This is a genomic window from Butyricicoccus sp. AM27-36, from assembly GCF_003480945.1.
Classification (GTDB): Bacteria; Bacillota; Clostridia; order Oscillospirales; family Butyricicoccaceae; genus Agathobaculum; species Agathobaculum butyriciproducens.
Window position 1 is genome coordinate 252090 of the sequence record NZ_QUJR01000001.1, and the last position, 14244, is coordinate 266333.

11 protein-coding genes are annotated in these 14244 nt (G+C 55.7%); all 11 read left to right on the plus strand.

All coding sequences use genetic code 11. From position 1 onward, the window contains the following. Window positions 1-106: 106 nt before the first annotated feature. On the plus strand, window positions 107-688 hold the full coding sequence (gene yqeK, locus DW724_RS01160) for a bis(5'-nucleosyl)-tetraphosphatase (symmetrical) YqeK (protein ID WP_118760383.1): 582 nt from the start codon (window positions 107-109) through the stop codon (window positions 686-688). Window positions 689-706: 18 nt separating this feature from the next. Continuing rightward, the gene (locus DW724_RS01165) at window positions 707-2212 is read left to right on the plus strand and encodes an LCP family protein (protein WP_118760384.1); all 1506 of its coding nucleotides are present in this window, start codon (window positions 707-709) and stop codon (window positions 2210-2212) included. Between the two features lie 67 nt (window positions 2213-2279). Continuing rightward, window positions 2280-2645, plus strand: coding sequence for a ribosome silencing factor (gene rsfS, locus DW724_RS01170; RefSeq protein WP_110436454.1), 366 nt, complete (start codon window positions 2280-2282; stop codon window positions 2643-2645). 84 nt (window positions 2646-2729) lie between these two features. Then, on the plus strand, window positions 2730-5138 hold the full coding sequence (gene leuS / locus DW724_RS01175) for a leucine--tRNA ligase (protein ID WP_118760385.1): 2409 nt from the start codon (window positions 2730-2732) through the stop codon (window positions 5136-5138). A gap of 170 nt (window positions 5139-5308) precedes the next feature. Beyond that, on the plus strand, window positions 5309-5491 hold the full coding sequence (gene rpsU, locus DW724_RS01180; protein ID WP_031472056.1) for a 30S ribosomal protein S21: 183 nt from the start codon (window positions 5309-5311) through the stop codon (window positions 5489-5491). A gap of 188 nt (window positions 5492-5679) precedes the next feature. After that, entirely contained in the window at window positions 5680-6210 is a 531-nt protein-coding gene (locus tag DW724_RS01185) for a TIGR00730 family Rossman fold protein (RefSeq protein ID WP_118760386.1), read from the plus strand. 631 nt (window positions 6211-6841) lie between these two features. Beyond that, on the plus strand, window positions 6842-8836 hold the full coding sequence (locus tag DW724_RS01190; protein ID WP_117492738.1) for a DNA gyrase/topoisomerase IV subunit B: 1995 nt from the start codon (window positions 6842-6844) through the stop codon (window positions 8834-8836). Window positions 8837-8859: 23 nt separating this feature from the next. After that, window positions 8860-9867: an acyltransferase gene (locus tag DW724_RS01195; RefSeq protein WP_158580177.1), complete on the plus strand. Its 1008-nt coding sequence runs from the start codon at window positions 8860-8862 to the stop codon at window positions 9865-9867. Further along, the gene (locus tag DW724_RS01200) at window positions 9867-12083 is read left to right on the plus strand and encodes a DNA gyrase/topoisomerase IV subunit A (protein WP_118760388.1); all 2217 of its coding nucleotides are present in this window, start codon (window positions 9867-9869) and stop codon (window positions 12081-12083) included. The genes DW724_RS01195 and DW724_RS01200 overlap by 1 nt, the downstream gene beginning before the upstream one ends. A gap of 1114 nt (window positions 12084-13197) precedes the next feature. Beyond that, the gene (locus DW724_RS01205) at window positions 13198-13512 is read left to right on the plus strand and encodes a YerC/YecD family TrpR-related protein (RefSeq protein ID WP_110436460.1); all 315 of its coding nucleotides are present in this window, start codon (window positions 13198-13200) and stop codon (window positions 13510-13512) included. Continuing rightward, on the plus strand, window positions 13505-14242 hold the full coding sequence (locus DW724_RS01210) for a class I SAM-dependent DNA methyltransferase (protein ID WP_118360405.1): 738 nt from the start codon (window positions 13505-13507) through the stop codon (window positions 14240-14242). The genes DW724_RS01205 and DW724_RS01210 overlap by 8 nt, the downstream gene beginning before the upstream one ends. Window positions 14243-14244: the final 2 nt, after the last annotated feature.

Sequence of the window (14244 nt, forward strand, 5' to 3'; positions counted from 1 at the left end):
CAGCTTGTTCAAAATCAGTAGTTTAGGAACAGCCTGCGGCTCGTTCCTCCTTGTCGGCAAAGCTGTAGTTTTGCGGCAAGAAATACAGAGAAAGGCGGGAAAAGTTATGTTATGTAATGAAGAAATGCGTAAAAGTATCCTTTCCAGACTGCAGGGCTACCGCTATGAGCACTCGCTCGGCGTGGAGCGTGCGGCGATCATGCTGGCAGAAAAGTACGGCGAGGACCCGGAAAAAGCGGGTACCGCAGGCATTCTGCATGACATAACAAAATATCTTTCTCCGCAAGAACAGTTGAATTTATGCGAGAAATACGGTATAATACCCTGTACCGTCGAAAAAAGCGAGCCGAAAATGCTGCACGGAAAGACGGCGGCAGCCATCGCGCGGGCCGAATACCACATGCCCAAGGATATCTGCGATGCCATCGCCTGCCACACCACCGGCAAGAACCATATGACGCTGCTTGACAAGATCTTGTATCTGGCGGATTACATCGAAGAAACTCGTGATTTTCCCGGCGTGGATAAGGCGCGTGAGCTGGCGCAGATCGACATCGACAGCGCCCTGCTCTACTGCTATGACCAGACGCTGACCGAGCTGGTCGCACGCGGAAAACTCATCCACAGCGATACCATTGCCGCTTATAATGATATGATCCGGCAGGGTGTCAGCTGGCGGGACAAGTAAAATGGAGGCAGGAATCGTTTGAAACTATTCGGAGGAAGCGGCGGCAGGAAAAACCGCAACGGAGACAGCACTCCGGCACAGGCTCCCGCACAGCAGGCAGCGCCCAAGCCGGAAGGGAACCACCAGCCGATCTCGGCGCCCAAGCCGGGCGGCAAAAAGGGAAAGGCTCCGAAGGAGAAAAAAAAGCTGACACCCAGACAGAAGGGCAAGCGCATTGCCATCATTATGGCGGTTGTGCTGGTGCTGTTCGCGTGCGCAGCAGCTGCGGCTGTGTGGTTCGTCCGTTCGCCGCAGGCGACGATCAAGGACAAGGAAAACGGCGATAAGGTCGATGTGAGCAGCCTGCTCAACTCGGGCACCCGCATTGACGATGTGTTTACGTTCGTGGTCGGCGCAGTTGATGAGGACGAAACACGAACAGACGCTTTGATAGTCGCAACCATGGATACCAAGGATAAGACTATCAACGTCATGAACATCCCGCGCGACACCATGTGCAACAACACGGCAACCGGCGCGAGCAAGAAGATCAACGCGGCCTACGGCATGGATACCGGCGGCAAGGGCGGCAACATCGAGCAGATGGGCAAGGAAATCGAGCGTCTGATGGGATTCCGGCCGGATAAATACGTTATCGTCAACTTTGACGGCATTGCAGCCATCGTGGATGCGATCGGCGGCGTGGATTATGACGTGCCGTTCGATATGAAGTACGATGATCCGTCGCAGAATCTGCATATCGACCTGAAAAAAGGCCAGCAGCATCTGGACGGCAAGCAGACCGTCGGCTTCCTGCGCTGGAGACACAACAACGATTACACCGTACAGTACACCAACGGCGATGAAGGCCGTGTAGAGAATCAGCAGAAGTTCCTCAAGTCGCTGGCAGGTCAGGTACTGCAGATCAAGAATGTGACCAAGATCCGCTCGATCGCAGAGGCCGTGTTCAAGAACGTCAAGACCGACTTCAGTGCCGGCGAGCTGCTGTGGATGGGCATGCAGGCTATGCAGATCGACAACAGCAGCATTCAGTTCTTTACACTGCCCGGCTACGGCAAGATGAGCACGGCGGGCACCTCAGTGCAGTATTCGTTCTTCTTCCCGTATTACGACCAGACGCTGGAGCTGGTAAACAAGTATTTCAACCCCTACGAGGAGCCGATCTCCAAGCTGGACATTGTCGGCGGACCGGATACCACTACTTACTCGGGCGGCTATGTAAGCTCGGGCGAGGAAGATAATGTATGGGGTGACACCTCCGGCTCGTACGATTACAGCGAAGATTATTACGAAGAACCGGATTACAGCTACGATGAGCCATCCTACGACAACAGCGGCTCGGGCGGTGATTATTCGGATAACAATGACTACTCGGGCGGCGACAGCGGCGGAGACTATTCCGGCGGCGACTCCGGTGAGGAAAGCGGCGGCGACTCCTCCGGCGGCGATTACACCGGCGGCGGAGAGGACAGCGGTGCTTCCTCCGGCGGGGACGACGGCGGAACGTACGATCCCGAGGCATAATAAAGGCAATATACCATAATCGGCAGAAAGGCAAACCCTTTTCTGCCGCACAAAAGGAGTTTATACTTTGACTGCAAAAGAAACTGTAAAGGCGATCTGCGAAGCGCTGATCGAGAAAAAGGCTCAGGGCATTGAGGTGCTGCATGTTGAGCGCTTGACCGAGCTGACCGAGTATTTCGTCATCTGCTCTGCGTCCTCCACTACGCAGGTTAAGGCACTGGCGGACAATGTAGAGTGGCACCTGAAGTACGATCACGACGAGATGCCGCACCACACCGAGGGCTATGAATCCGCACAGTGGATGCTGCTGGACTACGGCTGCGCTGTACTGCATGTATTCATGCCGGAGGCACGCAAGTTCTACAATCTGGAGAACCTGTGGAAGGACGGCACGCCGGTAACGCTTGAAGAGCTGGGTATCGAGGACAAGTAAAATATCGACATGCGGCGGCCCCGGAAACGTGTCCGCCGCGTTGTCGCGCTCAAAATCAAAAACTCACTTTAGGGGGAGAATCCGTTGAAGTACGATCATAAACAAGTAGAAAAGAAATGGCAGGACATCTGGGACGAGAAGCAGTGCTTCTGCGCCGAGAATGACTCGGACAAGGAGAAGTTCTATGCACTCGTTGAGTTCCCGTACCCGTCCGGTCAGGGTCTGCATGTAGGCCATCCGCGCTCCTACACCGCGCTGGATATCGTTGCGCGCAAAAAGCGCATGCAGGGCTACAACGTGCTGTATCCGATGGGCTGGGACGCATTCGGTCTGCCGACCGAGAACTTTGCCATCAAGAATCACGTTCATCCGGCAGAGGTCACCAAGAAGAACATCGCACGCTTCAAGAGCCAGCTCAAGAGCCTCGGTCTGTCGTTCGACTGGTCGCGTGAGATCAACACCACCGACCCGAGCTACTACAAGTGGACCCAGTGGATTTTCCTGCAGCTGTTCAAGAAGGGCCTGGCCTACAAGAAGGAAATGAGCGTAAACTGGTGTACCTCCTGCAAGTGCGTTCTGGCGAACGAGGAGGTTGTCAACGGCGTTTGTGAGCGCTGCGGCAGCGAGGTCGTTCACAAGACCAAGAGCCAGTGGATGCTCGCCATCACCAAGTACGCACAGCGTCTGATCGACGATCTGGATGATGTGGATTATATTGAACGCGTTAAGATTCAGCAGCGCAACTGGATCGGCCGTTCCACCGGTGCCGAGGTGGATTTCAAGACCACCGAGGGCGACACGCTGACCGTTTACACCACCCGTCCGGACACCCTGTTCGGCGCGACCTACATGGTAATCTCTCCGGAGCACCCGATGATCGAGAAGTGGGCGGACAAGCTGAACAACATCGAGGACGTTCGCGCATACCGTGAGGAGGCTGCCCGCAAGTCCGACTTCGAGCGTACCGAGCTGAATAAGGACAAGACCGGCGTTAAGCTGGACGGCGTTGCCGCAATTAACCCGGTAAACGGCAAGCAGATCCCGATCTTCGTTTCCGACTATGTTCTGATGGGCTACGGCACCGGTGCAATCATGGCTGTCCCGGCGCACGATGACCGCGACTGGGAGTTTGCTAAGAAGTTCGGCTGTGAGATCATCGAGGTTGTTTCCGGCGGCGAGGATGTCCAGAAGGCTGCGTTCACCGCAAAGGACGAAACCGGCATTCTGGTAAATTCCGATTTCCTGAACGGCAAGACCGTTAAGGACGCTATCCCGGCTATGATCGAGTGGCTGGGCGAGAAGGGCATCGGCCATGCCAAGGTGCAGTACAAGCTGCGTGACTGGGTATTCTCCCGTCAGCGTTACTGGGGCGAGCCGATTCCGATCGTCAAGTGCGACAAGTGCGGCTATGTGGCTCTGCCGGAGGATCAGCTGCCGCTTGAGCTGCCGAACGTAACCAGCTACGAGCCGACCGACAACGGCGAGTCTCCGCTGGCGCACATGACCGACTGGGTAAACACCACCTGTCCGTGCTGCGGCGGTCCGGCAAAGCGCGAGACCGATACCATGCCGCAGTGGGCCGGTTCCTCCTGGTATTTCCTGCGCTATATGGACCCGCACAACGACAAGGCGCTTGCTTCGCCGGAAGCACTGAAATACTGGTCTCCGGTTGACTGGTACAACGGCGGCATGGAGCACACCACGCTGCATCTGCTGTACAGCCGTTTCTGGCATAAGTTCCTGTATGACATCGGCGTAGTGCCGACCAAGGAGCCGTATGCAAAGCGCACCAGCCACGGCATGATCCTCGGCGAGAACGGCGAGAAGATGTCCAAGAGCCGCGGCAACGTCGTCAACCCGGACGAGATCGTTGACACCTACGGCGCAGATACCATGCGTCTGTACGAGATGTTCATCGGTGACTTTGAGAAGGCTGCTCCGTGGAGCCCGAAGTCCATCAAGGGCTGCCGCCGCTTCCTCGAGCGCGTATGGGCGCTGGCTGACAAGGTGCAGGACGGCGATACCTACTCCGAGCAGCACGAGGTGCTCATGAACCGTACCATCAAGAAGGTCGGCGAGGACGCAGACAACCTCAAGGCCAACACCGCTATCGCAGCGCTGATGACCATGCTCAACGAGTTCTACGACAAGGGCGTGAACAAGGCTGAGTACAAGACTTTCCTGGCGCTGCTCAATCCGTTTGCACCGCATATCACCGAGGAGCTGTGGCAGCAGCTCGGCGAGACCGGTCTGCTCTCCGTAGCACCGTGGCCGACCTACGACGAGGCCAAGACCGTCGAGAGCACGGTAGAGCTGGCGGTACAGGTAAACGGCAAGCTGAAGTGCACCATTAAGCTGGCAGTCGACGCCGACAAGCAGACTGCGATCGATACTGCAATGGCAGAGGAAAAGGTACAGCACGCCATCGAGGGCAAGCAGATCGTAAAGCAGATCGTTGTTCCGGGCAAGATCGTAAACCTTGTCGTAAAGTAAGAAGGAATGCCGGATTTCCGCGTCAAAAAGAAAAAATCGAAAACTACGGGAAAAAGTAGTTGACATTGACGCGAAAATTCGATATAATATCCTTACGGTTTTGTGTACGAATGTATACAAACTGTGCTAAGCGATCCCCATGAGGGGAACGTGCGGAGGGAGGGAAAACTGTGTCGGAGATCCGCATCAAGGAAAATGAGTCTATTGACAGCGCACTGCGTCGCTTCAAGCGTTCGTGTGCCAAGGCGGGTACGCTTTCCGAGCTCCGCAAGCGTGAGCATTATGAAAGCCCGAGCGTAAAGCGCCGCAAGAAGTCTGAGGCTGCACGCGCAAAGAAGAAGAAGTTCCGCTAAAATAGAATTTCCAGAGAGCAGATGTGTAAACGTCTGCTCTTTTCTTTTTTCTGCACCGCCCCAGCAGGGCGCACGAACCCACTTACGCAGTTTGCGTACCCCGATTAGCTGGTGCAAATTAGCAAATCAGAATTTCCGGCATTACCGCCGATAACCCTGCATACACCTGTATAATGGAGGACAAAATTATGAACATAACCGTATATCTGGGTGCGAACGAGGGCCGCGAGCCTGCCCTTAAAACCGCCGTGCGCGAGCTTGGCGCATGGATTGGCGAGCACGGCCATACACTGGTCTACGGCGGCTCACGGGTCGGTCTGATGGGCGCGGTCGCGGAGAGCGCACTGTCCGCAGGCGGCAAGGTAATCGGCGTAGAGCCGCGCTTTTTTATCGAGCAGGAGCTGCAGCTGGACGGTCTGACCGAGTTGATCGTCACCGAGGATATGACCGATCGCAAAACCAAAATGATCGAGCTTGGAGACGCGTTCATCGCCTTTCCGGGCGGTACGGGCACGCTCGAGGAGATTGCCGAGGTGATGAGCAAGCTGGCACTGAACCAGCTGGATGCACCGTGTATTTTCTATAATCTCAACGGCTATTACGACCATATGAAGGCACTGCTCGACCACATGATCGAGATGGAGCTGTCCACCAAAGAACGGCAGAAGAAAATCTATTTTGCGGATACCTTGGAAGAGGTTACAGCACTTTTGAATTGAGAATGAACGTATCGGGTTTGCGGTCGCGTCATTTTCAATTTAGAAACGGTATGTTTACGATTTCTTCAAACTTTCTACATACTTTAGACATGGGATTCCTGTATCCTGTAATCACAGCAAGGGAACAGCAAGCTGAGTGATAAAAACCACTTGCCATCCCTTTAAAAATAGATACTTCATAGGGAATTTTTTCTCCGACTGTGTGAGCAGTCAATCCCTCAAAAATCTGTCTGGCCCTGTGGGACGGAATACCGCGCAGGCTCCCGGACAGTCCAAAAACAAGAGGTGCAAGACACCCATTAGGCAATACCACACAATTTCCGCAAAGCACCGCGGCAGCGCGACCGAAGCCTGCGCAAGAAGCCGCTGCTTTAATTGCGCGGTGTTGCCCCATACAACGCGCTTTCAGCAGGAGCTGAGAGCGCGCATTTTTGCGTTCGGACAAAATGGGGGGCAAGGCAGTGATTTGTCTGGTTTTAGCATTTCGATGGATTGTGAGAACGGAACAATTGTTCTGCTTTTCGTTGACATGAACAATGATATGGTGTAAAATTGCTATAAATGACTATTTCACATCTGAACAGATATAATAGAGTAAGTAAAACTTCGGAAATTGGGTGTTAAAGTATATATGAGCAAAGCAAAGCCGTCATACGGCAACGAAAGCATCTCCTCGCTGAAGGGTGCGGACCGTGTGCGCAAGCGCCCGGGCGTTATCTTCGGCTCGGACGGACTGGAGGGCTGCGAGCACGCGGTCTTTGAGATTCTGTCCAACTCGATCGACGAGGCACGAGAGGGACACGGCACCGAGATCATCACCACACGCTATGCGGACGGCTCGATCGAAGTCGCTGACCATGGCCGCGGTATCCCGATCGAATGGAACGAAAACGAGCAGCGCTACAACTGGGAACTGGTCTTCTGCGAGCTGTACGCAGGCGGCAAGTACAAGAACGACACCGGCGAAAACTATGAGTTTTCACTTGGTCTCAACGGTCTCGGTACCTGCGCGACGCAGTATTCCTCGGAGTACATGGACGTCACCGTTATCCGTGACGGCTTCGAGTACGGCCTGCACTTTGAAAAGGGCGAAAACAAGACCGGCACCAAGGAAGGCTACACCAAGAAGGCGACGAACGCGCGCAAAACCGGCACGACCATCCGCTGGAAGCCCGATCTTGAGGTCTTCACGGATATCAACATCCCTGTGGATTATTATCTGGATACGCTCAAGCGGCAGGCGGTCGTCAACAGCCACATCAAGTTTGTGCTGAAAAATCAGGTGGGCAGCAGGTACGAGACCACCGAATTTCTTTATCAGAACGGCATTGTGGACTATGTGACCGAGCTGGCAGGCGAGAATCCGCTGACCTCGGTGCAGTTCCTCGAGGGCGAACGACGCGGACGTGACCGCGCCGACAAGGCCGAGTACAAGGTGAAGCTGTCGTGCGCGTTCTGCTTCTCCTCGGCGGTGTCGCAGATCGAGTATTACCACAACTCCTCGTGGCTGGAGCACGGCGGTGCACCGGACAAGGCCGTTCGCTCGGCGTTCGTGTCTGCCATTGATGCGTATCTCAAGCAGAACAACAAGTACAACAAGAGCGAGAGCAAGGTCACTTATCAGGATATTTTCGACAGCCTCGTGCTTGTCACCAACTGCTTCTCCACCCAGACCTCCTACGAGAACCAGACCAAGAAGGCCATCACCAACAAGTTTATCCAGGAGGCCATGACCGAGTTCCTCAAGGAAGGACTCGAGATCTACTTTATCGAGAACAAGGCCGAGGCAGACAAGATCGCCGAGCAGATCCTGATCAACAAGCGCAGCCGCGAACAGGCGGAAAAGGCGCGTCTGAATATCAAAAAGAAGCTGTCCGGCAATATTGACCTCGCTAACCGTGTGCAGAAGTTTGTGGACTGCCGCACCAAGGATGCGTCCCGCCGTGAGCTGTATATCGTCGAGGGTGATTCCGCGCTCGGTTCGGTAAAGCAGGGCCGCGACAGTGAATTTCAGGCCATCATGCCGGTGCGCGGCAAGATCCTCAACTGCCTCAAGGCGGATTACGATAAAATCTTTAAGAATGACATCATCACCGACCTTCTCAAAGTCCTCGGCTGCGGTGTCGAGGTGCGCGGCAAGGCGGCAAAGGATTTGTCTGCGTTCGATCTCGAAAGCCTGCGCTGGCACCGTATCATCATCTGCACCGATGCCGATGTGGACGGCTTCCAGATCCGCACGCTCATTCTGACCATGCTGTACCGTCTGGTGCCGACGCTCATCGAACAGGGCTACGTTTATATTGCGGAGTCGCCGCTGTATGAGATCACCTACCGAGACAAAAGCTATTTTGCGTTCGATGAGAGCGAAAAAGCGGCTATCCTCAAAAAGCTGGAGGGCAAAAAGATTCTTATCCAGCGCTCCAAGGGTCTCGGCGAGAACCAGCCCGAAATGATGTGGGAGACCACCATGAACCCCGAAAACCGCCGCCTGATCCGCATTACGCCGGATGAAGCGGCTGCCACGAGCGAAATGTTCGACCTGCTGCTCGGCGACAACCTCGCCGGACGCAAGGAGTATATTGCCGAGAACGGCGCGGATTATCTCGAGCTGGCGGATATTTCGTAAGGGCAAAAATGGGGGATAGCAACATGCGGATTCGGCAAATGGACGGCCTGCGGGCAGTTGCGGCGCTGGCCGTGGTGATGATACACGTTTCGGCAGGCCGCATGAACCCGGTCGGTGTATCCTGCAATCAGATAGCGCGGTTTGCCGTGCCGCTGTTTATCATGCTGTCCGGCTACGGACACATGTACTCGTGGCTGCAGCATAGCGGTCAGTCTGCGGTGCAGACAGCAAAGCGGCGGCTGAAACGCGTGCTGCCGGCATATCTGATCTGGTCGGTCCTTTACCTTGCGATGGACGCCGTGTTTGGCAAACCGCATGCACATCCGATCAAAAACATTCTGACAGGCGGCAGTTACGTCCACCTGTATTACATATTCATACTGGTGCAGCTGATCCTGCTCAGCGAGCTGCTCTGCCGTGCGGTAGAGCGGCATCCGGCGGTGACGCTGCTTCTGTCCGCAGGCCTGACCTTCGGTATGGAGATGGTCATTTACCTGCTGACCGTCGGTCAGCTGCAGTGGCAGTTTCCGGTGGCGCCGATCAGTCTGTTCGTGTGCTGGCCGCTGTTCTACACCGTTGGTGCATGGCTGGCGAAATCCGGCCTGAGCAACCGACTGCGTCTGCGCGTCTGTCTGCCGCTGTGGGTGCTTTCGGCGATGCTGGTGCTGCTGACGGAAGAGCATTCTGCGGCAGCCTATAAAATGGGTCTACGGCCGGACGCAACGGTTTACACGCTGCTGACATGGGCCGTGCTGTGGTCGCTGTTCAGCAGGCTGCCGGAGATTCCGAAGCCGCTGCAGTTTGTCGCGCGGCATTCCTTCGGACTGTATCTGGCACATCCGCTGGTGCTGCGTCTGTGGAACGAATGGACGACACGGCAGCCGCAGGTTACTTATCTGCGGCTGTGGCAGATGTTTGCGCTTGCGCTTGCGGGCGGATTGGCGATTGCGGTCATACTGTCTTATCTGCCGTTCGGCGAGTATCTGGGCGGCGCAAAACGTACAAAGAAAATCCTGCAAAGGAGAGCATAATGGCAAAAAAGAAAACCGACGAACCAAAAGTATATAAAGAACACCCTTCGGTCGATCAGCGCATCACGGACACGCTGCGCGAGAACTACATGCCGTACGCGATGAGCGTTATCGTGTCCCGCGCGATCCCGGAGATTGACGGCTTCAAGCCGTCCCACCGCAAGCTGCTGTACACCATGTACAAGATGGGCCTGCTGAACGGCAACCGCACCAAATCCGCCAACATCGTGGGTCAGACCATGAAGCTGAACCCGCACGGTGACGCAGCGATTTACGAGACCATGGTGCGCCTGACACGCGGCAACGAGGCGCTTCTCATGCCGTTTGTGGACAGCAAGGGCAACTTCGGCAAGGTGTACTCGCGTGATATGGCATACGCCGCGCCGCGTTATACCGAGGCCAAGCTGGATGCGTTCTGTGCCGAGCTGTTCCGCGATATCGACACCGACGCAGTGGATTTTGTGGATAACTATGACGGCGAGATGAAGGAGCCGACGCTGCTGCCGACGACCTACCCGAACATTCTCGTGTCCGCGAATACCGGCATTGCGGTCGGCATGGCATCCAATTTCTGCGGCTTTAATCTCGCGGAAGTCTGCCGCACGACCATCGAGCTTATCAAAAATCCCGAGCACGACATCCTTTCCACGCTGCCCGCGCCGGATTTTACCACCGGCGGCGACCTCATCTACGATGAGGCGGAAATGCGTGCCATCTACCGCACCGGACGCGGCTCGTTCAAGGTACGCGCAAAATGGGCGTACAACAAGAAGGACAACCTGATCGAGATCACGGAGATTCCGTACACGACCACCATTGAGGCTATCATCGACAAGATCGCCGAGCTGGTCAAGAACGGCAAGGTGCGCGAGATTGCCGATGTGCGCGACGAGACCGACCTTTCCGGTCTGAAGATCGCCATCGATCTCAAGCGCGGCACCGACCCGGAAAAGCTGATGGCCAAGCTGATGAAGATGACTACTCTGCAGGACAGCTTCTCCTGCAATTTCAACGTGCTGATTGCAGGCATGCCGCGCGTGCTCGGCGTAGCCGAGCTGCTCGATGAGTGGACGGCGTGGCGCACCGAATGCGTTCGCCGCCGCGTGTTCTTCGACCTCAACAAGAAGAAGGACAAGCTGCATCTGCTGCTCGGTCTGCGAAAAATCCTGCTCGATATCGACAAGGCGATTAAAATCATCCGCGAGACCGAAGAGGACGCAAATGTTATCCCGAACCTGATGGAAGGCTTCGGCATCGACAAAATCCAGGCCGAATTTATTGCGGATATCCGTCTGCGCAACATCAACAAGGAGTATATCCTGAAGCGCACGCAGGAGACCGAAGCACTCGAAAACGAGATTAAAAAGCTGGAGGAAATCGTTAAATCCAAGGCGAAGATCCGCAATATCATCATCAAAGAGCTGGAGCAGATCATCAAGAAGTACCCCTCCGAGCGCTGCACGCGCATCATCACCGCGGACAACGTGCAGCAGTTCGACGAGGAGGATCACATCGAGGATTATCCGGTGCTGCTGTTCCTCACCCGCGAGGGCTACTTCAAGAAGATTACGCCGCAGTCGTGGCGCATGTCGCAGGACCATAAGCTTAAAGAGGGCGATGAGGTGTTCTGGACGGCTGAGGCGACCAACAAGAACGAAATTATCTTTTTCACCAATATGCAGCAGGCGTACAAGGCGCACCTGTACGATTTTGAGGACAGCAAGGCGTCTGTGCTCGGTGATTACCTTGCGTCTAAGCTCGAGATGGACGAGGGCGAAATGCCGGTTTACGCGGTTCTGCCGGGAGATTACAAGGGCAGTATGGTCGTTGTGTTCAAAAACGGCAAGGCAGCCCGGTTTTCTATGGAATCCTTCGAGACCAAGACCAACCGACGCCGCCTGACCGGCGCGTACTCGGATAAGGCGCCGGCTGTGGCGTTCTTCCACCCAATCGAGGAGGAGAGCGAGGTCACCATGTTCTCGACTGCCAACCGTGCGCTCACGTTCCGCGCGAGCATGCTCGATGTCAAAACAACCCGTTCCACGCAGGGCGTGCAGACCATGGTGCTGCGCGGCAAGCATACCATTACGCGGGCGTGCCGCACCGAGGACGCCGCGCTCAGCGATAACGCGCGTTACCGCTGCCGCAGTATTCCGTCCATCGGCGCATTGCTTACCGATGAGGATCTGCCGGATAAGCAGCTCAAATTGCTTTAATGCGAAACGCAGAGGGTTTCCTCTGCGTTTTTTCCTTGCACCGATTCTGCGGGGGACACGAACCGCGCAAGCGTGTTCGTCCTGACGGGGCGGCTCTTTTTCTGCACCGGCTGAGCGGGGTGCGCGAACTGCGTAAGCGTGTTCGTCCTTTCCGGGCGGGGAGTTTTTCGCTGAGATTCAGCGGGGAGTTGCGCTCTGCGGAGCGCGGGGATTCGCCGCGCCCCGCGGCGGGGCAAGAGGGTAGACACCAAGGTTTCTACCCTCTTAACTCCCACTTCCTTTGGGGAGAGTCTGGCGCAGATTGCCGATATGTGACCGCTTCGAAATAGGGGACGGCAGAGGATTTTTTCTACCGTATGGGAGCACAGTGTGCTCCCATGACGAAACCTATACGCAGTGCCGGATACCGTTCTGCTACACATGTGGTTTCATCTAAGCAGGCGCGGCATGACAGTGCCGCGCAACCCTTTGGCACGTTATACCGGAAGGCACCTGCGAATTTAGGTGTTTGGCACAATTTATCCTCGTAGGTGCTGTCTATCATAACGCGCTAACGAATTGCGCGGCACTGTTATGCCGCGCCTGCTTAGATGAAATCACATGTGTAGCAGTAATGTATCTGACCCTGCGAACAGGTTGCGAAAGATACGGAAGAAAAAATCCTCTGCCGTACCCCCTTTTCGCAGCGGTCGCATATAGGAAATCTGCGCCAGATTAGGAAGCAAGGGAAAGGCAGGAGTTCAAAGAGGAAGGAAAACCGCAGGTTGTCCTTCCTTTTTGCCCCTGCCGCGGGGCGCGGCACGTTCCCGCCGTCCGCAGACGGCGAATCCCCACGCTGAGGTTCAGCGGAAAACTCCCCGCCCGTTAGGGGCGAACTCGCTAACGCAGTTCGTGTGCCCCGGTCAGCCGGTGCTGAAAAAACTGCCGCCCGGACAGGGTGAATCGCCTGCGCGGTTCAGGTGCCCCAATCGCCCGGTGCAGCGAAAAAAGAGTGCCGCACACGGACACCTGTCCACCTGTGAAAACCAAATATTTTTACGCTTTACACTATAAAAGCGATGTGCTATAATACAGGGTATAAGAGCGAAAAAACGAATGTAGGGAGGGATAGATCATGAATCGAAAGTTGAAGGACGAGGATATGGACATTCTGTTCCGCGGTATTCTCAAGCTGCAGACGGTCGAGGATTGCTACGACTTTTTTGAAGATCTGTGCACGATCGCCGAACTGCGTGCCATGGTGCAGCGCTTTCAGGTGGCGCGCATGCTGGACGAGGGACGCATTTACAGCGATATCGTGCAGGAGACCGGCGCGTCCACCGCGACGATCAGCCGCGTGAACAAGTGCCTTGTGTATGGCTCGGACGGCTACCGCAAGATGCTCGACCGGCTCAAGGAGGACGAAACAGCAGAGGAGAGCCATGAATAGTTACGAGACTCTGTCGGAATACTATGACCGCTTCACGGATGACGTGGGCTACGAGGAATGGGCTGACTTTTTCGAGCGCCTGTTTGAGCGGGAAGGCGTAAAGCCGTCGCTGGTGCTCGATCTGGCGTGCGGAACCGGCAGTCTGACGCGCATTCTGGCGCAGCGCGGCTATGATATGATCGGCGCGGACGCATCGCCGGAAATGCTCATGCAGGCGCTGCAGAACACGCTGGACTGTGAGCCGCGTCCGCTGCTGCTCAATCAGCGCATGGAAGAACTGGACCTGTACGGCGCGGTAGACGCGTGCCTGTGCTGTCTGGACAGCGTAAACTACGTCACTGAGCCGGAAGCACTGCAGACCGCCTTCGAGCGCGTACACACGTTCCTCAATCCGGACGGCCTGTTCGTATTCGACATCAACACACCGGAAAAATTCGCCCGCATTGATGGCGAAAGCTATGTCCGCGAGGACGACGGCGTATTCTGCGTATGGCAGGCGGCGGTCGAGGACGGCCTGTGCGCCTACCAGTTCGATATTTTCGAGCAGGAGGACGATGTGTGGCACCGTGCGCAGGAAACGCACGAGGAGCGCATCTACGAGCCTGCACAGCTGACCGCCATGCTGGAGCAGGCCGGTTTTACCGAGATCAAAACCTATGGCGATCAGTCCTTTGCGCCCGTACAGGGCGGCGAGGACCGCATTTACTTTACAGCACGAAAGAGAGATTAACT

Bases quoted from the DNA above. Each gene is read 5' to 3' on its own strand.
- DW724_RS01195 (WP_158580177.1), top strand. From the start codon at position 8,860: ATGCGGATTCGGCAAATGGACGGCCTGCGGGCAGTTGCGGCGCTGGCC.
- yqeK (WP_118760383.1), top strand. From the start codon at position 107: ATGTTATGTAATGAAGAAATGCGTAAAAGTATCCTTTCCAGACTGCAG.
- DW724_RS01200 (WP_118760388.1), top strand. From the start codon at position 9,867: ATGGCAAAAAAGAAAACCGACGAACCAAAAGTATATAAAGAACACCCT.
- DW724_RS01205 (WP_110436460.1), top strand. From the start codon at position 13,198: ATGAATCGAAAGTTGAAGGACGAGGATATGGACATTCTGTTCCGCGGT.
- DW724_RS01210 (WP_118360405.1), top strand. From the start codon at position 13,505: ATGAATAGTTACGAGACTCTGTCGGAATACTATGACCGCTTCACGGAT.
- DW724_RS01185 (WP_118760386.1), top strand. From the start codon at position 5,680: ATGAACATAACCGTATATCTGGGTGCGAACGAGGGCCGCGAGCCTGCC.
- DW724_RS01190 (WP_117492738.1), top strand. From the start codon at position 6,842: ATGAGCAAAGCAAAGCCGTCATACGGCAACGAAAGCATCTCCTCGCTG.